Origin of the sequence: Photobacterium sp. DA100, from assembly GCF_029223585.1 — a bacterium.
In the GTDB taxonomy this organism is placed as follows: domain Bacteria; phylum Pseudomonadota; class Gammaproteobacteria; order Enterobacterales; family Vibrionaceae; genus Photobacterium.
In genome coordinates, this window is the sequence record NZ_CP119424.1 from 1560700 (window position 1) to 1582114 (window position 21415).

The 21415-nt window shown below is 47.9% G+C and carries 18 protein-coding genes; 7 read left to right on the forward strand and 11 right to left on the reverse strand.

The genetic code is table 11. The features are described 5' to 3' along the window. The 3 genes from PTW35_RS24755 to PTW35_RS24765 all read left to right on the forward strand — a co-directional run bounded on the left by PTW35_RS24755 (window position 1) and on the right by PTW35_RS24765 (window position 4856). Window positions 1-1758: a DUF1501 domain-containing protein gene (locus PTW35_RS24755; RefSeq protein ID WP_281027899.1), complete on the forward strand. Its 1758-nt coding sequence runs from the start codon at window positions 1-3 to the stop codon at window positions 1756-1758. A 249-nt stretch (window positions 1759-2007) separates the two neighbouring features. Beyond that, window positions 2008-3624, forward strand: a complete 1617-nt coding sequence (locus PTW35_RS24760) for an NAD(P)/FAD-dependent oxidoreductase (RefSeq protein WP_281027900.1) — start codon at window positions 2008-2010, stop codon at window positions 3622-3624. Continuing rightward, entirely contained in the window at window positions 3597-4856 is a 1260-nt protein-coding gene (locus tag PTW35_RS24765; protein WP_281027901.1) for an FAD-dependent oxidoreductase, read from the forward strand. Before PTW35_RS24760 ends, PTW35_RS24765 begins: the two co-directional genes overlap by 28 nt. A gap of 88 nt (window positions 4857-4944) precedes the next feature. Here the strand turns inward: PTW35_RS24765 and PTW35_RS24770 are convergent, their stop codons facing one another. From PTW35_RS24770 to PTW35_RS24800, 7 genes are all read right to left on the reverse strand, one after another. Continuing rightward, window positions 4945-5580 (reverse strand): 2-dehydro-3-deoxy-6-phosphogalactonate aldolase, encoded by a 636-nt coding sequence (locus PTW35_RS24770; protein WP_281027902.1) that lies wholly within the window; start codon window positions 5578-5580, stop codon window positions 4945-4947. Continuing rightward, on the reverse strand, window positions 5570-6493 hold the full coding sequence (locus PTW35_RS24775) for a 2-dehydro-3-deoxygalactonokinase (protein ID WP_044620699.1): 924 nt from the start codon (window positions 6491-6493) through the stop codon (window positions 5570-5572). The genes PTW35_RS24770 and PTW35_RS24775 overlap by 11 nt, the downstream gene beginning before the upstream one ends. Before the next feature lie 60 nt (window positions 6494-6553). Further along, window positions 6554-7699, reverse strand: a complete 1146-nt coding sequence (locus PTW35_RS24780; RefSeq protein ID WP_044620698.1) for a mandelate racemase/muconate lactonizing enzyme family protein — start codon at window positions 7697-7699, stop codon at window positions 6554-6556. 12 nt (window positions 7700-7711) lie between these two features. Continuing rightward, complete coding sequence (locus tag PTW35_RS24785; RefSeq protein ID WP_044620697.1) at window positions 7712-8980, reverse strand: TRAP transporter large permease; 1269 nt, start codon at window positions 8978-8980, stop codon at window positions 7712-7714. 11 nt (window positions 8981-8991) lie between these two features. Continuing rightward, window positions 8992-9489: a TRAP transporter small permease gene (locus tag PTW35_RS24790; protein WP_281027903.1), complete on the reverse strand. Its 498-nt coding sequence runs from the start codon at window positions 9487-9489 to the stop codon at window positions 8992-8994. A 67-nt stretch (window positions 9490-9556) separates the two neighbouring features. Then, window positions 9557-10612 (reverse strand): TRAP transporter substrate-binding protein, encoded by a 1056-nt coding sequence (locus PTW35_RS24795; protein ID WP_281027904.1) that lies wholly within the window; start codon window positions 10610-10612, stop codon window positions 9557-9559. A gap of 53 nt (window positions 10613-10665) precedes the next feature. Then, window positions 10666-11391 carry an IclR family transcriptional regulator gene (locus tag PTW35_RS24800; protein WP_044620694.1) on the reverse strand — a complete coding sequence of 242 codons (726 nt, stop codon included), beginning with the start codon at window positions 11389-11391 and terminating at the stop codon, window positions 10666-10668. A 403-nt stretch (window positions 11392-11794) separates the two neighbouring features. Here PTW35_RS24800 and alaE point away from each other — a divergent pair, with 403 nt between their 5' ends. From alaE to PTW35_RS24815, 3 genes are all read left to right on the forward strand, one after another. Beyond that, window positions 11795-12250, forward strand: coding sequence for an L-alanine exporter AlaE (gene alaE, locus PTW35_RS24805; protein WP_052829573.1), 456 nt, complete (start codon window positions 11795-11797; stop codon window positions 12248-12250). Window positions 12251-12570: 320 nt separating this feature from the next. After that, window positions 12571-13446, forward strand: a complete 876-nt coding sequence (locus PTW35_RS24810; RefSeq protein ID WP_281027905.1) for a 5'-methylthioadenosine/S-adenosylhomocysteine nucleosidase — start codon at window positions 12571-12573, stop codon at window positions 13444-13446. Window positions 13447-13640: 194 nt separating this feature from the next. Further along, a complete protein-coding gene (locus tag PTW35_RS24815) occupies window positions 13641-15854 on the forward strand; it encodes a hypothetical protein (RefSeq protein WP_281027906.1) in 2214 nt (737 codons plus the stop codon). Between the two features lie 136 nt (window positions 15855-15990). Here the strand turns inward: PTW35_RS24815 and PTW35_RS24820 are convergent, their stop codons facing one another. Both PTW35_RS24820 and PTW35_RS24825 read right to left on the reverse strand, forming a co-directional pair. Beyond that, window positions 15991-16200 carry a hypothetical protein gene (locus PTW35_RS24820; RefSeq protein ID WP_281027907.1) on the reverse strand — a complete coding sequence of 70 codons (210 nt, stop codon included), beginning with the start codon at window positions 16198-16200 and terminating at the stop codon, window positions 15991-15993. Between the two features lie 114 nt (window positions 16201-16314). After that, window positions 16315-16503 (reverse strand): hypothetical protein, encoded by a 189-nt coding sequence (locus tag PTW35_RS24825; protein ID WP_281027908.1) that lies wholly within the window; start codon window positions 16501-16503, stop codon window positions 16315-16317. Between the two features lie 289 nt (window positions 16504-16792). Here PTW35_RS24825 and PTW35_RS24830 point away from each other — a divergent pair, with 289 nt between their 5' ends. Further along, window positions 16793-17293 (forward strand): type II secretion system protein, encoded by a 501-nt coding sequence (locus tag PTW35_RS24830; protein WP_039459825.1) that lies wholly within the window; start codon window positions 16793-16795, stop codon window positions 17291-17293. A 57-nt stretch (window positions 17294-17350) separates the two neighbouring features. Here the strand turns inward: PTW35_RS24830 and manA are convergent, their stop codons facing one another. Both manA and mngB read right to left on the reverse strand, forming a co-directional pair. Continuing rightward, window positions 17351-18538, reverse strand: coding sequence for a mannose-6-phosphate isomerase, class I (gene manA / locus PTW35_RS24835; protein ID WP_281027909.1), 1188 nt, complete (start codon window positions 18536-18538; stop codon window positions 17351-17353). 128 nt (window positions 18539-18666) lie between these two features. Next, window positions 18667-21309 carry a mannosylglycerate hydrolase gene (gene mngB, locus PTW35_RS24840; protein ID WP_281027910.1) on the reverse strand — a complete coding sequence of 881 codons (2643 nt, stop codon included), beginning with the start codon at window positions 21307-21309 and terminating at the stop codon, window positions 18667-18669. Window positions 21310-21415: the final 106 nt, after the last annotated feature.

A 21415-nucleotide genomic window follows, 5' to 3' on the forward strand; every position in this document is an offset into this window, starting at 1 on the left:
ATGAAACTATCTCGACGAAATTTTATTAAATCAAGTATCAGTGGTATTGGCATCTCTACCCTGGGAATGAGTAGCCCCCTAGCCCAAGCTTTCGGTACTTGTGAACCCAAACAATACCGAGCTCTCATCGCAATTAATTTGTCGGGCGGGAATGACGGCTTTAATATGTTTATCCCACGAGAGACAGCTAGCTATCACGAATATTCCATAGCCAGAGCAAAGTTGGCGATCTCGATTGACGACATCATTCCGCTGTACCTAAACGATGACCCCAACCAACTTGGCCTGCATCCGGCTCTGGCCCCGCTGCAACCTTTTTTCGATCTGGGGCTTGCCGCTCCTGTCGTAAACACAGGTCCACTGTTACAACCAGTGACAAAGACACAGATTCAAAATGATCCATCATTGCTGCCCGACAAGCTCTATGCACATAACTATCAATCGCAAATAGTTCAAACCAATACAGGGGCAACTCTCAAACAAGACGGCTGGGGCGGCGAAGGGCTTGACTTAGTGCTAAGTAGCCTTAGTGACACTTCGTCGATGTACTCGATGTCATCATCGTCAAATATATGGGCGTATTCAAGGAACATCACGCCCAACCTGTTGGGTAACTCCCTGCCACCAAACTTCAACTTTGATGGCCACCAACAGGCGGAAGATCTATTCAATGACCTCCGTAAAACAGACTCAGTAGACAGCAATATTCACCGCCAGTTTTTCAGCACTGAAAGCCTCAGGGCTCGCGAACAATATGCGCTTTTCAGTGGCATTATCTCTGATGATAATGACCTTGGTTTTCCTAGCTCCGACTTTGGCAAGCAATGTCGCCGTGTCTACCAAATGATCAAAGAGCAAGCTCAGTTATCACAAGCCGTTCAATGCTTCTCCCTCAATCTAGGAGGGTTTGATACCCACTCAAATCAACTAAAGTATCAGCACAACCTATTAGACACCCTCGCAACCAGCCTGGCCACCTTATTTAGCAAGCTTAAGGATGACGGACTGGCCGACAATGTCACGGCCTTTACATTTTCTGAGTTCGGCCGAACCTTAGAACCAAATGACTCTGGCACAGACCATGGCTGGGGGAGTAATCACCTGGTTATGAGTGGGGACTTGAACGGCGGCCAAGTATTTGGCCAATGGCCATCACTCGTGGTTGATGGCGAGCAATCACTCAGTCGCGGTCGAATGATCCCAACCCTCGCCAGTGATCAGCTTCATGCCACGCTTCTCAACTGGTTGGGGGTGTCGAGTGATGGCCTAGACTACCTATTCCCTGCTCTGGAAAAATTTAACCCGCAGTTACTCCCGCTATTTACAAGCTGCGGCGGCGGGGTCGATGATTATCAAGTGATCCCGCAATCCATTGAAGCCGAACAACAAAAAGATGATGAGCCGCCTATCCATGCGGTTGATGGGCAATTAGCAACCAAGTGGTCGGCCAAAGGACTCGGGATTCCCTTTACCTTACATTTCGACAAACCACACCAGCTTCACACCTTGAAAGTGGCGCAAAACAAAGGAGACCAACGTCAGTACTTCTTTACCGTCGAATATAGCGAGGACGGAACGGTATTTAACAGGCTCACCGAAATCATTACGCCGGGAAATAGTGATCTGCTCGTTGAACTACCTTTAGGGAGTGTTTCGGCCCAAAGTATCCGCTTAGTCTGTAACGGCAACAACGACCCAGACGACAAGCGCCTAAGGGAATGGAACAATTTCAGAATCATTGAGGTATGGGCCCGCTAGGATAAACAACAACACCGGCTAACCCGCACCTAGAGGGCGGGTTAGCTCACTACACCTGTAAGCGACAACCGCTACCTTAACGCTCGCACTACAACTGCTGTCTCACCGCCCGCAAAATTTACACTAGCGTATTAGTTGGCCTGCTACTATTAGAGTGAGATTTTACCTAGCGGGTTGTATGGATTGATGGACTTGTCAAACTTGCTGGCACTTTGATGGTAATGCAACCTTAACTAAAAGGTGCACGATATGATTGGCAGAGGGTACAAGGATTACATTAAATCGGCTCAAGCTACAGACACACGGACCTTTGATACCATCATAATCGGCTCTGGGACCGGCGGAATGAGTGCCGCTTCCTTTTTAGCCCAAGCCGGCAAGCGCGTGCTTCTGCTAGAGCAACATACCGTACTCGGCGGATATTCCCATACGTTTAGCCGCAAGGGATATGCCTGGGACGTTGGCTTACATTATGTGGGGCAAGTTCATATCAAGGGCACTGCACTAAACAAGGTGTTTCGCTATATTTCGCAAGACAAGCTCCAATGGGCCCCCCTCGATGACATCTATGACCGGGCAATCTTTGGTGACGACGAATACGATTTCCCCAGAGGACGGGAAAACCTTAAGGCGAAACTAAAACAATACTTCCCCGCCGAGCAGGACAAGGCCTCGATCGACAAGTACTTCGCTTTACTCGATCAAGCCCAACAACTTGGTAGCGGCTATTATGTCGAAAAAACCCTCCCCCCGTTTCTGGCTAAACTCTTCGGCGACTTTCTCCGCCGCAGCACACTCAAGCTATCCGACAGAACCACATTGGAAGTATTAAGGGAAATCACTGACAATCCCAAGCTGATTGGTGTATTAACCTGCCAATATGGTGATTACGGTTTAGAGCCATCGAAGAGCAGCTTCTATATGCATGCTCTGCTTGCCAATCACTATATGGAAGGGGCCGGTTATCCTGTAGGCGGGGCTTCGAAACTCGCCGAGTGTGTTGTTCCAATTATTGAGCACTCGGACGGGGTGGCCCTAACCCAAGCCGATGTGCGCGAGATTATTGTCGAAAACAATAAAGCAATAGGCGTCCGCATGAGTGACGGTGAAGCCTTTTACGCCAGTACGGTTGTCAGCGCCACCGGCATTGTCAGTACCTACTCATGCCTGCTGCCTAATGAAGTACGCCAGCAGCACCAGCTCGACACCCTCATAGACAAGTTCGAGCCTGCCACGGCACATGCCGGATTATATATCGGCATCAAAGAGCCGCCATCGGCACTGAACTTGCCCAAATGCAATTACTGGATTTTTCCCCAGCAGTACGATCATGACCGAGGGCGCGCTGAGTACAAGGATTTCTCCTGCCCGCTTCCGGTCGCGTTTGTCTCGTTCCCCTGGGCAAAAGATCCTGCCGCACAGCAGGCACACCCCGGCAGAAGCACCGCCGAAGTGGTGATTCTGGTGCCCTATGGCTGGTTTGCCCAATGGGAAAATACAACATGGCAGAAGCGGGGCGAAGAGTATAATGCGCTCAAAGAGCATCTCGCACAGCAAATGTTAGAGCAGCTGTACCGTGTGGCTCCGCAGCTGAAAGGAAAAGTCGATTATTACGAAGTCTCGACCCCGCTCAGTACAAGCCACTTTTCCCACCACCAGCAAGGTGAGATCTACGGTCTCGCCCACTCACCGCAACGCTTCCGGCAAAAATGTCTGCGCATACATACCCCGGTAACCAATCTATTTCTCTCGGGGCAGGATGTGATGACGGCAAGCATCGCCGGCGGCACCATGGCAGGGCTACTTTGCGCGTCGACAATTTTAAAGAAAAATTTACTATGGACCGTCAACAAAACAATGAGATAGATCTGAATCAGCGCATTGCCATCCTAGGGGCTGGCGCGGCAGGGCTCACTGCTGCTGAAGCTCTGAAACAAAAAGGCTATCAGCATATCACTGTCTTTGAGCGCACCGATCATGCCGGCGGAAAATGCCTCAGTGTCGATATCGCCGCAAAAACCTATGAACTTGGGGCGGGAATTTTGACCGAGAATAACACCGTGCCTCTTCGGTTGGCGAAAAAGTATGCGATCCCCTTTGAACGGGCACATTTTGGCCAGAGTATCTTCGTTGACCAGAACGGCCAGCCCATCCCTTCGCAGTCATTGGCGCTCAAACTCAAAGTGCTTTGGCAACTGTTCTTTCGCTATCGGCGTATACTCAAACGGTACAACGAGCTGGCGTCCCCCGGGTTTCGCAATCTTTCCCCGGCAATTACCTTGCCCTTTGATCAATTTTCAAAAAAATACAAAATTAGTGATTTAGCCAATGTCTTCAGTTTATTTCTCTCCGGCTTTGGCTACTGTTATTCCGATCATGTGCCAACCGCCTATGTCCTTAAGTACGTCAACTGGAAAACGATTGTTGCCTACTTAAAAAATCAAGTGTACACCTTTCCCAACGGCATACAGGGGCTATGGACTCGTGTCGCCAGACAGCATGATGTTCGATTCAAGGCAGAAATAAGCCAAATCAGCCGGGCTGAAACCATAACAATTGACACAGAGTCCGGGAGAGAAGAGTTCGACAAACTAATTGTGACAACGCCTTTGGACGAAACCGCGTTGTTTATGGACTTGAGCCTGCAAGAGCAGACACTGTTTAAAAAAATCCAGTACCTGGACTACCAAACCATTCTTTGCACGGTTAACAATTTTGTTGAAAAAACCGGCTACGTGCCAGAGAACTTTTGTCGAGAGCGAGAAGGCCACCCCGTATTTTGGTACTACCGTCATGCCGGGCAGCCCGTCTACTCTTTTTATGTTCTAACCGATAAAAACATCAGCGAAAAAGAAGTCACCGACAACCTGCGAACGTTTGTCCATCAAATGGGTGGCGAAATAGAGTCTGTCCATCAATTCATTCACTGGAAATACTTTCCCCACGTCGAAACCGATGAGCTTAACAAGGGGTTTTACGACAAGCTCAATCAGCTACAGGGAAACCAGCACACCTTCTACGCCGGCGAGATCCTCAATTTCAGCTGCGTGGGCTTCACCAGTGAATATGCCGAATACATCGTAAACCAGCATTTTTAATAAGGGCTGAAAAGACTGTCGTCCTATCAGCCACACTTACTACTTTATTAATGCGGCTTGCACCGGCACTTAAATCCCCCTTACCGGGTTAATAGCAAGCCTTAAACGCTTCAATATACGCTTTAGCGTTGCCCCGGATCTGCTCTAATGTCATACCCGGCTTGTAAAGCGCCGCACCAAGGCCAAAACCTTGCGCGCCAATCTCCATGTACGGCTTCATACTATCTACACTTGGGCTGATGCCACCGACAGGCAAACAAATGGTGTCTGGCGGCAATACGGACTTCAGCGCCTTGAACCCTGATGTCCCCAGCACAGTGACCGGGAACAACTTGAGGCCGGTCGCTCCGGCTGCCAAGGCCGCGAACGCCTCAGTTGGTGTCACAACACCCGGGAAGGTCACGCACCCAGCCTCGACAGACATTTCAACTACCTCTTGATGATAGTTGGGCGTAACGACCAAGTTAGCCCCCGTATCGATCACTTGCTGGGCAAGTTCTGGCGTTGTCACTGTACCGGCACCGATGTAGAAATCGCTACCGAAATGGTCTACCAGCTTTTTGATGCTCACTAGCGCGTCAGGGCTATTGAGCGGGACCTCAATCATGGTGAAGCCCTCTTCAATAAGCACTTGTGCCACATCAACCACATCAGACGGTGTGACACCACGGATGATTGCCACCAACGGCAGGTTATCAGCTAAGTTAAATGCTTTAGTGGTCATGTTTCATTACCTCCTGGATAGCAGCCATTCCGGCAATGAAACAGTCATCGCCATTAATGTAAGTTGATTCAATATCTAGTGCCTGGCAGGCAAGTTGGTAGCGAGCACATAGCTTGCTGCCACCGACTAAATACACCTGTTTTTGTTGCACAGTTAGGGCTTTAAGCTCATTGCCAATCAGCACACCCGAGAGATAATCAGAAACTTCGTCTTCGGCAATGTTGTTGAATAAACGGTGAGTACGAGCCATGAACAAGGTATTGGTAAGCTGTTCAGCCTGTCCGTCTGCCACCCCTTTCAAAAAGGCTGTATGGTTAAGCGGCAAAGTATTTTCAGGTAAACCTCGTGCCAAAATGGTGTGCTTTGAAACCACTGAAAATAGCTCGCCCGTCATGTAGGACGAAAAAGACGTTAGTTCGCCATTGCTTAGTACTGCATGCTTACTGTGAGTACCCGGCATAACTGCAGTTAAATCCAGTCTGCCCGTTAGTCTGGCAAGACCAAACAGTTGAACCTCTTCACCACGCATGACATCAAACATGCCCGTACCGGACTGATGGCTGACACCAGGAACTATAGTTGCCAATGCCCCCCAAGGTAGCTCGAAACGATAGGCTTTATCGGCAAGCTGTGATGCATTTACTGACGTCGATGCATAATCAACATTGACCCACCCCTGCTGTGAACCCACCATACCTGCCATAAAAATTGGCAGATGCTTATACTCGGCTAGCCAGCCTGACAACACATCTTCCAGCTCAGAGGCAAACTCACCTTCCTTTACTTGAAGCAAGCCCAGTGACAGCTCAACCTTATCAAGTACGTCGCCTTTTGCGTCCATCGCAAAAGCGCGAAAGTTTGTTGTTCCCCAATCAATGACGAGCCAATGTGCCGGTATTTGTTTTTTAATCATTCAATAAGATCCCTACCATTGCCCCGCTATCACGGGGCAAAATATAAAAAAATTAGAGCGTTAGTTGATCTTATAGCGTTCGATGATCTCACGATTAACATCTACGCCAATACCCGGTTTGGTCGAAATTTGCACCTTGCCATCAACCATATTGATGCCGTCGCAAATCAGATCCTTGCGGAATGGATGTGATGATTGGTCATATTCCAACATTGGCTCGATAGGATTAAGTGACAATGGTGCCGCTGGCAATGAAGCAATGAACTGCAATGATGCAGCAATGCCAATGCCCGACCCCCAGACATGCGGGATCATGCGGGTATTGTTCGCCTGTGCCATCGCCGCGATTTTCTTACACTCCGTAATACCGCCTGACGAGCAAAGATCCGGTTGAATAATGTCCAGAGCATTGCCTTCCAACCACGGGCGGTAACCCGTTTTGCCAAAAACCTGCTCGCCGGCTGCAATGTAGGTTTTCGACAGGTTCTTGATCTGCTGGTAGCCTTCCAGATCTTCAGGAGCCAGGAGCTCTTCAAGGAAATACGGGTTGTACTCTTCAGTTTCCTTGATGATGCGACGTGCCGCCCCGACACTGTAGGCCCCGTTGGCATCAGCCATGATCTTCACCTCCTCACCCACCGCTTCGCGGATAGCGCGGATCAACGCGATATCTTCCTCGATACCGAAGCCAATCTTCAGCTTGAACGCACCGAATCCCGATTCAACATGGCGGTGGGCTTCATCAATAGAATCGGCAGGATACGTTGCCCCATCGACACGGTAGAAACCGGTCGCGTAAGGTGTCACCTCTTTACGGAACGCCCCACCAATCAATTTGTGGATAGGCTGGTTGAGTGCTTTACCCATGATGTCCCACAATGCGATATCAACACCGCTGATAGCATTAACCGCCGAGCCTCCTTGGCCGTATGGACGAGTCAGGTTGTACATCTCTTCCCACAGCACTTCGACATCAAATGGGTCGCGGTTTAGCAGTAGTGGCTTGAACGCATGCTCAATGAAAGCAGCGGCAATGTGAGGAGGCTGCAGGCCATGGCAAAGAGCTTCACCAAAGCCGCTAATCCCCTCGTCAGTCACAATCTCCACAATCAGCGAGCTACGGTTATGTACCCAGCCCTGCGAGAAATAAAACGGCTGCTCCAGCGGTACAGAAATCGCGTGCGGAATAACGTCAATAATTTTCATAGTGTTACCTTTTTAAATCAGAGCCAGAGACAGTTGCGGAATGAAGATGACAAATAGCAGGGCAATTAGCATAGCGACGAAGAATGGCACAATGGCTTTCGACAGACGCTCAACGGAGATCCCAGACACACTCGAGCCGACAAACAGGTTCAAGCCAAGCGGTGGGGTAATAAAGCCAATCGCCAATGTCACCACCATGATGATACCGATGTGCACGGGGTTAAATCCGAACAGCATGGCAACCGGTACCAGGATTGGTGTCAGGATGATGATCGCGGCAACCGTTTCCATGAAACAGCCGACAACCAGCAGAAGCGCAACCATCAGCAGAATAAAGACAATCTTGCTGTCAGAAAACGCCAACATGGCATTGGCAATTTGAGTCGGGATTTGCTCAAGGGCCAAGTACTTGCCGAAGGCTGTCGCCGTACCGACAATCAACAATACAATCACAGAAGTCAGCACTGACTTGGTGAATATTTGCGGCAGATCCTTGAACGTGATTTCCTTGTAGACAAACAAGCTAACAACCAGGCCGTAAACCACTGCAACCACACTGGCTTCGGTCGGGGTGAAGATACCGCCATAGATCCCCCCCAGAATAATCACCGGGATCAGCAGGGCAAGCTGGGCATGCTTAAGCTGCTCGAACACTTCTTTAAGCGAGAACGGTTCACCGGAGCCTTTGTAGCCTTTCTTCTTAGAATAAATGTACGCCCACACAATCAAACAGAACGTTACAAGCAGGCCAGGAACCACACCGGCAATAAACAAGTCACCAATCGATGTGCTGGCAGACACGCCGTACATCACCATTGGGATGCTCGGTGGGATCATCACCCCAATCGCACCGGCAGCCGTGACGACGGCGGTAGCGAAGCCTCGGTCATAGCCATATTTGATCATTGCCGGGATCATGATGCCACCCACGGCCGCTACCGTTGCCGGACCTGAACCCGAAATCGCCGCGAAGAACATACAGGTAATGATTGAGGCTATCGCAAAGCCACCAGTGATGTTTTTCACCAGCGAGTTGGCAAAGTTCACCAAGCGCTGTGAGATACCGCCGCTTCCCATGATGTCACCGGCCAAGATGAAGAACGGCACTGCCATGATTGGGAACGAGTCCACCGATGTGATCAATGTGCTGACAAGAAAGTCGACACTCAAATTGCCCGTAGACAAAATCGTTACCAAGGTTGCAATACCCAATGCAATCGCAATCGGCACGGTGTAGATCACCAAGAAGGCAAAGGTTGAAAAAAGAATAAATATAGACATGCTTCCCTTCCTTATTCGCTGGCTTTTGCATGTTGCAGCTTGAGTGCTTCAAGCTCATCAAAAGTGATGACCATCTGCTGGATCAAACGGAATGACGTAAGTGCAAAGCCAACGGGCCCTGCCAGATACACAATCCACATTGGCAACCCCAGAGCTGGCGATGTTTGACCAAGGTGATAGAGCTCCAGCACCATTTGAGTCGAATGGAACAGGATGAAGGACGAGAAGGCAAAGAATACCAAGTCAGCCAATAGCGACAGGTATTTCTTTTCTTTTTCATCCAACACCATTGCAATTGCATCAATCTTAATATGGCACTTACGCGAAGCGGCAAAACTTACACCGATATATACCAGCCAAATAAAACAATAGCGGGCAAGCTCTTCTGTCCATGACAGTGAAATATCTAATGTCCGGGTCACGACCTGAGTAAATATCGCGACAACCATGACAGCAAGTAAAATACAGGCCAGTGTATTTTCCAAGTATTTGTCTAACCATTTAATCATAAGGTTTTCCTTATTCCGCCCGGCATCACTTGCCAAGCGGAAATACCGATAGAGTGGTTTATTTTAATTACTGAACTGCTGATTCTTTTTCTGCTTTGGCGATTTCTTTAGTGAATGAATCAATAATGTCACCACCGATCACATCACGGTATTTATCAACCACAGATTCAGTCGCCTTGCGGAATTCACTGCGCGCTTCCGGTGTAAGTTCTGTCACCTGCATATTGGCTTTAATAGTTGCCAAGCTATCATTATTGACACGACGGTTGACTTCACGCTGGTAGTCTCCGGCTTCAATCGCCGCCTGGCGCACTGCCGCCTGATCATGAGCACTTAGCTTGTTCCAACTTGCCTCGCTGAAAATAAGTACCAACGGAGTATACACGTGGCCAGTATCTGTCATCTGCTTCTGTACTTCGTACAGGTTGTTGAGGGCAATATTCGGGTATGGGTTTTCCTGGCCATCAACCGTTCCCTGCTGAAGAGCGGTAAACAATTCGTTGAATGCCATTGGCGTTGGCGTTGCGCCAAGAGCCTTCCACGCATCAAGGTGAAGCGGACTTTCCATGGTACGTACCTTCAGGCCTTTCACATCATCAACACTGGTCACCGTACGGCGCGAGTTGGTGAGATGACGGAAACCATTTTCCCAGAAGTCCAGGCCAATCAAACGACGGGACTGAAGCATTTCCAGCATATCGCCGGCAAAATCGCTACGCAGTACTTTATCAGCAACGGCTTCATTCGGAATCATAAAAGGAAGATCAAAAACATTATATTCCGGATAAAAGTTTGCCAATGGCGCCGTCGATGGAATCGACACATCTAGGGTGCCCAATTGCAACATTTCAATGGCTGCCCGGTCATCGCCTAATTGTGCTGACGGATAAATATCAACGGTTAAATCAGTTGTTTTTTCTACTAATTCTTTAAATTTACTTGCACCATCATAAATAGGATGCTGGGTATTAGAACTCATACTAAAGCGCAGCGTTTTTATTTGTGACTCACAGGCTAAATTTGCGGTATTTGTTGTGTTATTGCCATTCGTTACAATAGCGGCACCAATAATGGAGGCGATAAAAAGCCCACCAATGGCTAGAATTTTACCTGATCTAGACATAGTATCTTCCTAATAGGTCTTTATATATAACGATAGTTCGTTATGGGTAGAGTTTAATTAAGTTGTTCAGATATCTTCTGACTATATGATTTCATTAAGGGAATAAGTGCCTGCATTCTTTCATCAGGCATATACTCTTTAATACTGGTAACGGAAATAGCAGCAATAATATTGTTGTATTTGTTGCGAATAGGTACTGCTACACATCGTACGAGATCTTCATTATCTTCAAGATCAAAGCTGTAATCGTTCTTGGAGTATTCTTCCATTCGTGAAAGCATGGCTTCCAGATCAACGCCCTGTTGTTTTTTGATTAGGCGTTGCCACTCCATTTTCGGCATATCAATCATCAACGCCTTCCCCACGCCGGTTGCCGCCATCGGCAGCCGGTCACCCACTTGGGAACGCAGTTGTATCGCCCTTTCGCCCGGGATCTTATCGAGATAGAAGATCTCGTCTTCGTCTTTGATCCCGAGGTGCACAGTGTCCTTCGTCTCTTCTGCCAATGCACGCAAAAAAGGCTTGGCAATTTCTTTCAGCGGCATATCTTGCTGGGCGCGGATCCCCAGCTGGATCATCTTAGTGCCCAAGACAAGACCGATACCCTTCACTTCTCGAATGTAACGGGCTTCAATCAGCCCCTGCAAAATACGGTGAACAGTAGACTTTGGTAAATCCAGCAGATCGCAAATATCTTTTAATTGGCGGTGGCCATCGGCAATCGCGTCGATAACCGCGATGGCTTTGTTTAATGCCTGATTGCCTTGTTTTGAACCCATACTGACCCCCCAATCTCTGATGGTGTAAATATAGCGTGCTGCAATTCGATAAAATGTGATGATGGTCAACGTTCCATTTTGCGGAATACTGTTCCCACATAGTGGAACTCCCACATAATAGTCGCTCGCTCACACTCACTGCCGGTATTTCAATGACGTCAAAGCGATCAAATTCGCCCGGTTATAATTTATAAAGCACTGCTTATTTTACAAAATATAACCATTCATCCTGCCTGTTAAATACTGTTCAGCAGATATGTAACTAAAATCAACTTCCCCTTAAGGGCAATATTGACGCATAGCAACCAGTGGAATAACATCGCTAAACTCATGATTTGCAAAGGTATTATCATACCCGCTTAGCATAGTCGTGTAATATCCTGAAAAGCAATACGGAAAAAGTATGGAAGCAGTACTCTCCTCAAGAAAAAAACAACGGTTGGTAAACTTCGCGGCCGATGTGTTTGCGCTCAATACCTTTTGTTATTTTATCTCTATCCCTATCGAGTTGGGCTTTGCACAAATGAGTTTGGCCACCCATCTCAGCGCCCGATTTATAGGGCTCTTCATCATCACCGCAACTGCACGGCCTTTTGGAATATGGCGTGATTGGATTTTTAAGAAATGCCGACTCACTAACAACAATAAAGGTGTTATCCCTTACTTAGTGGATACCTTTGCCTACCTTTCATTTGAAATGCCGCTATATCTCATCAACCTTTCGATAAGCGGTGCGACCCCCGAGCAAATGCTAAAAAGTGTTCTCATCTTCTGTTTAATCGCCGGTGTTGTCGGTCGGCCATATGGCATTTACCGGATATATATCAGAGAAAAGATCTTCAAGATCAAAGCAATCTAAAACAAGACAAAATAGGTAGAAAATAAATGGATGTTAAAGACTATTCAATCTCCAGTGTCAACGAAGCCTGAACCGTTCATATAATGCAGTGAGGATGAATGGCTGTTGTAAACCCTAATTGAGAGCAAAAATCACTAATATGCAACTTGCCTTACTTTATTTCACCAATTCAAGATTATTAACTTTTATCCTTACTTATTAGCTATTTATTCCACTTTGACACACTTAGTTACAATCACCGGTAGTGACGCAAACGATTGCGCCATGTATATTCCGAGCCGCACACATTAAGCGCTTAAGCTATATACAAGGATCACCCCATGCTATCGCAAACCAAAAAAGTGTTTTTCGTCATAGGAGCACTTCTTCTCTCTACTGTTGCCACAGCTTCAACCGTGAAGAGCGTAACCGTTCCTGCAAACACTGCCCCTAAGCAACCAATCCTAATTCAGGGCCCGATGCCTATCGAAGCGGAGTACTTTGCTGACTTGCTAAAAGATGTTCGCATCGAACACAGCGGCAACTTCACTTTCTACATTGGTACGTTGAACGACTACCCGATTGTCGTCACCAAAACCAGCAAGGGTGTTGAAAACACAGCTGCGGCGACTGCAATTGCTATCGAGCGCTATAAGCCACGTGCCATCATCAACCAAGGTACATCTGGCGGCCACGATAAATCGCTGAATGTCGGTGATATCGTCCTTGGCAAGCGTTCTTTCAACGCAGGTAATTTCAAAACCCCTGTACTGAGTGAAGGCGAAGGCTCAAACCCAATGAACTGGATCCCGATGGATGTGATGGCCTCTGAAGGCAGCGCGGGTGAAGGCGACGGTGCGGTGGATGCAGAAAAAGTCCGTTACTACGAAGGTAACCCAGAGTTACTGGCTTCGGCACATGCGGTAAAAGAGACGCATAAGCGCGGTAAGGTTGTTGAAGGGACTATCGGCTCTGCCAACTTCTGGAACAATGAAATCGACCGCATGAACTGGTTGAACAAGCACTTCGGTTCTAGTGTAGAAGAAATGGAAACTGCGTCTGCAGCAATGATGGCTGAAGCTTACGGTATTCCATTCCTGGGTATCCGTATCCTATCGAACAACCTGACCAACGGCGGCAAGTACGACCCATCAACGGCGACTGACAACCAGAAGTTTGTTAAGAATGTAGTACTGCACTACATCTCTACCCTGTAATAAACCTCTTTTCCAGTTAAACAAAGAGCCTCACTTGAGGCTCTTTTTGTTTTTAGGGCTCTTCCGTTAACCCGCTCACACGATCTTAGAAAACAGGATATCAGTGTGATTATTCGTGACGATTTCAGTCAGATCACCATGCCAAGATACCTGCCAACCAAAACAAAACGACAACAACGAGACATGAGGTCAATATGAAACCTACATCTTTGGCAGTAGTACTCTCAGGTATCCTTTTGGGCGGCTTGGCTAACGCCGGCGAACACAATGTCATCCATAATCCGGGCTTTGAAGATAAAGGGCTGGGATGGAGCTATTGGTTTGCTAACATTCGCAGTGATGGGGCGTATGAGGGAACATACCGCGGGCGTATCGCTATCGGAGCCGAACACCACATCAGCCAAGTGATCACCGTACCTGAAACTGGCTATTACGACTTGTCAGCATTCATCCAGAACGACAAGCAAGGCGGCCAGTTTGGCTTGAAGAACCTGGCCGGAGAGGTGCTGCTATCAAAACAGGTTGGAGCCAATAAGCAATACTCCCTGAACAAGATCAAAAATATCGCGCTTGAAGAAGGCGAAATCCTTTCCGTGTTCTTCTCCGGATCGGACAAAACAGCCGTCAGTATTGATAATGTCAGCCTGATCAAATCGAAAAAAGGCAAGTTGCCGAACTTCAACCAGATCATCCAGTTTAATGTCGCCGAGCAGTCGGGAACGACCACCATCAACCGCAATGAACAACGCATTGCGTTTTCGGTTCCCTACTCTACCGATATCAGCCAGTTGACAATTAGCACATTGCTGGCTTCTCCTCATAGCCAAACCAGTTTACGTCAAGGCGATGTTGTTGATTTTTCATCGCCAGTAAGCGTTGAAGTGGTCAATGAGAAAGGGATCAGCGAAACGTGGACCATTACTGCAGATGTCAGTGATAAAGAAGTTACTGTCTCTTCGTCAAATGCCGAACTGGAAGAGGCATTTAACTGGGCCATTGATAAGACCAAACAATTTGTCATGACAGGCCAAAGCGGCTTGGTTAACCGTGATGAACGCAACAATGATGGCTCCGGACGTGCAGACTACATTCCATCCTACTGGGCAGGGTATTTCGACCGTACCGCGTTCTATTCCCGAGACTTCCTGCATCAGGCCAGTGGTGGCTGGCTAGCCGGCCTCGGCGCTGAGAACCTCTCTATGTTCCAGACCTTTGCCCGTCACTCTACCGAACCGCGCAAGTGGTACACCCTGTGGGCGATTAACTTCGATGGCACGCCGCATACCATTGACTACCACCACGATGAATATTTTGTTCGTGAAGTGCCCGCACAGTTCGAATTTGTCGAAAAAGCCTTTGAGCAATACCGCTGGACGGGCGATGAGCGCTACATTAATGATCCAGACCTATGGCAGTTCTACACCAAGGTACTGACCGACTACATCGCCCTACATGATGATCAAGAACCTAACGGCATTGCCGAAGGCTACGGCGGCATCTTCGAGGGATCTGCCACCTACAATGAGCGCGGCGAATTCCCGATTGAAGCCGGCGATGGCATCGGCTCGCAGTACCAGGCAACAGTTGCTTACGCAGCCATGCTTGAAGCCCGAGGCGAAACGGACTTGGCTGCTGAATGGCAAGAAAAAGCCGTTGAGCTCAAACGCTTCTTCAACGAAGAATGGAGCATTAAAGACCCTGCCAACCCACTGGATAATTACGTCAACATTATTCAAAAAGATGGCCTGCGCCTGAACGATTTCGGCAAGGAAAACAGCTGGTTCATGCCGATGAAGCTCATCACAGAACCAGGAGAGCGTAACGATAACTACCTCGACTTTATTTCCTATAACCTCGGCGAGGGGATCGGCTCGACGCCTGAAGCGCCATACAACATCGAGGCCTACACCTATATCCCAGAAACCTACTTCCCGTATAATCGCAATGAGGAAGCCTGGAAATGGATGAACTACATCATCAACCAGAAAGATCTGCCTCACGAGCGCCCAACCCAGGGCACCAATGGCGACTATCCGGAAATTTCCTTCACCTTCATTTCCAACACCATTGAAGGACTGATGGGTATTGAGCCGAATGCGCCACAAAACCGTGTCGTGACGGCCTCTCACTTGCCGCAAGATGTCGAATGGCTGGAAGTTGAATACCTACCAATGGGTGAGCACGAACTGGCAATCCGACATGAAGGGTTAATAGAAACCAGCTTGACCAACACGTCAGAGCAACCTCTTGAGTGGGAAGCGCGCTTCTACGGGGAGCATGACCGTATCAATGTCAATGGTTCGCAAATCTCGGCAATGCACAAACTGGTCAACGGTGTGACGGTAAGCTACGTGCTTGTTGAAGTGCCTGCTAACGGCAAAGCGATTGCAAACGTGTCAGAACAATAACATCACCTATTAAGCATTGATAAGATGAGAGTGCGATAAATATCAAACCAGCAAGCCTTAGCTTGCTGGTTTTTTATATGCCACATTCACTAACCGGCCCCAGAAAACGTTGCTGCGTGAATATCTCCAAGGGCAGCTAAGACTTATGTAACAATGAACGGATAGACTCAAATGACAGCGCAAGTACCAGCATCCCAATCACCAACGAGAAACCAACACCAGCCAAGTAATCAAGCTGGTCGGGGGTAATCCCCAAAAACGGCTCTTTGGCCTCCGTTTTGACCTTGGCGTGAAACTCTCGGCGCACTTGGGTAACTTGTTCGGGAGTTAAGATTATCTCTTTCATTATTTATTGGCTTCCCCATGCAGGCATTTGCCCCTCACTGAAATTGGAGAAGCTCTGTTGGCAACAATTATAGATGTGCGGTTACAACACATATTCAACCACATTGAATAAACACTATTTTTTAATCATTTCCTGCTGTATATCCGCTATTTCATGGCGCAACTGATCTAGGCTATATTGCTGCATTTCTGTGTACATTTGCAGTTGCTTAAGCTCGTCATTCACTTCGTTGAAGCCAAAGAGGACAAAACCGCACAGGCAGCCACACACAAAAGTGAGCAGGTATTTCATGATATCTATCATAAAGCTTCTTGTTCTTTCTTAGCTGCGCTATTCACACTTATTCAGCAATTAAATTGTTGATGCGATACTATGCTACACACCAATATAAAACAACGTTTTTTATCATGGCGAAGATGTCCGGTCAATCATCAGTCAAAAACACGTCGCTCACAACCCAGAAAACAAACAATCTGCTTAAGCAGCCAGCAACTCCATAGCCTTCTCATCGAAAAAATAAAAAACACTGTTTACAACAAGCTCCCAGCTTGTATAGTTCACGCCAATAAATTGACACTTGAAACATAAAAAAATGAATAATAAAGGCTTTACGCTGATTGAAATGGTTGTCGTCATTGTCCTGCTCGGTATCCTCGCAGTCACTGCTGCCCCACGCTTTTTAGGCATATCAAGAGATGCGCGAATTGCCACCCTTGACGCATTTGCGGGCGCTTTCTGGTCTGCTAATGATGTCGTCATGGGTAAAGCCAAGATGCATGGTCTTGAACACTCTATGGAAATAATAACTATTCCAGGCACTGACATAGATATTCGTGATGGGTATGTTGCTCTTTATCCAGACAACATTAAACGTATTATGCAGACAGACGGTTACGGTATCTTTCAATTCACGAGCGGCAAACGCTTCTACAGTCAAGTATGGGTTAAGCTCGGCGAAAAATATGATGACAAGGCCTTTGACATTGATGTTAAGAACTGCGCCTTGTTGATTGAACGAAAAAGAAATTTTACTGACTTGAACGATGGTAATCTCGGTGAGTTAAAAGTCTTAAAGTTTTATGATGGTTGCTAGCCTACTAAAACGCCACCCAATTGGGATGGCGTTTATTCTTTACACAACAACAAAAATTTAGTTAAAGGTCCTAACCGCTTTCCCCGTACCCTTGTAGCTATATTGGCGCCTACTGTATGGGATAAACGCAGACTCACCGGCAATCAGGTTAATCTCTTGGCCTTCGCTTTCCAGCGTCAACTTACCCTGCAGGCACATGATGATTTCAGCGCTGCGGACATACTCGATCTGTGGTTTGTCGGTCAGGGTGATGACTTCGACCTTGAAATCATCAACTGGCACATTGTAGCTAACCTTGTTGTCTTTCACCTGCCCTTTCAGTTTTAAGTGCTGCGCAGGGATGGGCTCGAATCGGGTATTTTTCAACAGCTCTTCAACATCCATAAACTTTGGCGTCAAGCCTGCACGCAAAACGTTGTCCGAGCTTGCCATTACCTCAATCCCTGTGCCTTCAAGGTAGGCATGCGGTGTTTCGGCATCCAGGTACATCGCCTCGCCCGCTTCTAGCTCAATAACATTGAGCATCAATGGCGCAAACAAACCGACATCACTTGGGTACTCTGTAGCAAAGCCAGCAATTAATTCGAAGATGGCTTTAGCATCTGTCGACAAGCCTTTCGAGCCGATGTTTTCCATCAGCTCTGCAATCGCAGACTGCTTCTTCTCGCCCGTTAGGGAAATCACCTCACGGAAAAACGCCGCCAACTGAATCGGCGTTGGATTGGCTTTCAGCGCCTGCACATCTTCTGAGAGTGTCGGGCAATTGGCTTGCTCGAACAGCTCGACCATCTCGTTAATCACGCGGAAGCCGTTCATTGCCTTGTAGTTGGTCAGGGCGTAAACCATCTCTGGTTTATGGTTAGGATCTTTATAGTTACGCTCTGCGGCATTAAGCGGGATCCCGGCAAGGTTCTCTCGATGGAAGCCTTCTTCAGCGGCAGATTTCTTCGGGTGCACCTGAATAGACAGTGGCTTAGCGGCTGACAGGACTTTTACCAAGTAGGGCAGCTCGCCAAATTTATCATGGGTGTAACGGCCCAACACGGTTTCAGGTGACTGCTCAATCACATCAGAAAGCAGCCGGCTTTCACCATCACAAACAATACGGGAGCAGCCATTTGGGTGAGCCCCCATCCACAGTTCGGCTTGTGGCTGGTCATCTGGGTTGCTGATGCCAAACAAGGCCGTCATCGCGGTTTTACTGCCCCACGCATAGTTTTGAATCACATTACCTAGCTTATACATATCATCGTTATCCGGATAAAAAGCTGCCGGGCAAGCCCGGCAGAAAATTGGAAATATTCCACGTAGAAAAACAACTAACTCTCAGCACTGACAGGGGTCATCACGCCCTGCCAGTGCATTACATGAGATTAGAAACGGACTCGGAACGTCTTAGCCTGGCAAGGACGAAGTTCACCGAATTGACCGGCTTCATAGCCTTGCTCTTCAAGCACCACTTCGTCCATACGAGTCTCTACCCACTCAGTGATAGGGCGGCTGAAGCGGATACCATCGGTAATGGTTTCAGTTTCCGACGGGTTGTAAACACGTACGATGAGCGCATTTTCATCTTCCGCTTTCTTCAACACGCTCAGCACTGCACCTTGCGTGCCTTTATCTAGTAGCGAGAAAGTCAGCGGCTGGTTTTGCTCACCCACATTCAGTTTCATCGCATTGTATGGGATCTTGTTGTAGCACTGGATAGACGTCACATTGTCACGCGCCATTGCCATCACATTGGCTTCAATGTGGTTACCCGCAAAGCCACTCAAGGTAAAGTTACAAACGATCTTACCGCGCACCTGTGAATCAGGAGTTGGGATCTTGATACCCGAAGGACGACCAGGGCGAAGCAGAAGCTCTTCTTTACCCAGTACACCTACACCGCGAAGCAGCGTTAACGCGAAGGTATCTTTTTCTTCATTGCCTTTAGAAGAAATAACTTCGAACTCACGCAGGCCGTTGCTCATGATAGCCATACCTGCTTGACCACTCTCCAGCGCAGCAAAGTTCATCAGTTGGTAAACAGGGACAGGCGCTTCTTTCCAACCGTCTTTTTCCCAGTTCGCCATTTCTGGGTCATTTACCGGACGGGTGATCAAACCAAATTGGTTATCGGCAACCACAGTCTCAGAAACAAACGGCGTTGGTACCAGCACACGCACACGGTGATCGTCAGCTTGGTTGTCCAGCTCCATGCGTACTTCAATGCGGCGAGTGCCCGCTTTTAGTACCACTTGGCAATCAACATCCACGTAACCGTCTTGGTTCGTACGCTCTTCACGGGCTTGCAGGTTGTCAGGCACATCCATACGTAGCTTGATGCTGGCCACTGACTGGAAACCTTCATGCTTGATGTTGGTTTCAACTTTGAATTCGTCAGAGTACAGCAGCCACTCTTTACGAGATGGAGAGTAGTCGTACTCGTCACCGTCATCAGAGCCGTCTTCGAGGCGAAGTACCTGGTCGAAAGTCTGCTGTGTTTCCTTATCGAAGATAGTCAGCGTACCGTTGTCATTGACATTGATACGGTAGAACTCATTCTCCATCAGGTATTCTTTCTGCTCGGCAACTTTCACCTTGCCTTTGGCATTGCCTTCGATGTGAAGCGTGGTGAAGCCCATTGCCGGTACGATGTGCTTGATTTGGATATCGTATTCTACGAACGGGTCGTAGTTTCCGTAGTGCACGATCTGGCGGTCAATCTTACCTGGGTCAATCACACGCTGATCTTGGATGTAGTACTCGACTTCATGGCCGTGCTCATCGAAGATCTTGAACTCTTGCGCACGGATCGTGATGGTAGTGTTGATCACTTCTTCACGGTCATATGGCGACAGGTTGAACATCGCTAGCTTGTCGCATCCTTCACGGGCTGGCATGTGGTCCACAATCTTACGCTTGTAGAAGTTGATCAGGTTTGTCGCCATGTCATCGGCAAGGATGTAGCGGTTTAGGATCTCGGCATGGACTTTATCCGAGCAGCAGCAACCAATTGAGTCGTGGGCATGGTTCTTCATGCTCTCTTTCCACATTTTCTCAATCAGGCCGTGGTGGTAATCAAAGCCCAGCGTCCAGGCAATCGATGCCAACGGCTCCAAAATATTTACAATCTTGTTTTCTACTTCCGCGTGGATCAATTTGATGTCCATACGGGTAGAAGAAATCGTACGGTGAACACGCATGTATTTACCGTCGTTGAACTCGCCTTTCACCGTATCAAGCTGATCACGCACTTCTTCGATACGCTCGAACACTTCCTCAAAGCGGCTCATCTTAAATTCGCGGTTAGGATAGATTTCACGTAGCTTGTCCATTACCTCGAAGATATCTTTTTGGATCGGCATCTGATCGTGGCCGTTCGGCAGCAGGATATCTTTGGTTACCGATGGTTTTTCCAATACTGGGAAGTATTTATCTAGACGGGCACGTAGGCCTTCTTCGTCTTGTGGCAGGTATTTACCGATTGCGTAACCCAGCGGAAGCACCTGTGCTGTCACTTCACTGCCGTCATTACTCTGCCACACAAATTCCGTTTTGTTGGTACCGTGACGCTCTGAACAACCACGCCAGAACATTGCGCGGTCAATACCAAAGCCGTTGTAGATCATTGGCAGCTGTGAGCTCATGGAGAAAGAGTCTGGCAGGTAACCAATTTTCATGGCTTCGCCAAAGTTCATGCAATCACGGATGCCGTACATCATGTTACGAACGATAGATTCACCCGCAACCTGCATGGTGTCAGTTTGCGAGTACCATGGTCCGATAATTAGTTTGCCCGCTTGTACTTGTTTACGTACGCGCTCTTCGTTTTCAGGCATGATAGCGAAGTAATCTTCCAGAACTGCTGTCTGGCCATCAAGTACATAGAATGTGTATTCAGGATCTGACTCAAGGCGAGTCAGGATTTCTTCCATGTTGTTTACTAGCAGAATTCGCGATTCTTCTGTAGTGAAATACCATTCACGATCCCAGTGCATGTGAGGAGTAATATGAACGCGAGAAGTAGCCATAATAATGTACCTGATAATCTTTCTTTAATGTCGGGCGCAGGACTCCCTGCACCCGATGATTTAGGGTGTTGTCGTTTCCGACATAAATAATGTGACGTGATTCGTT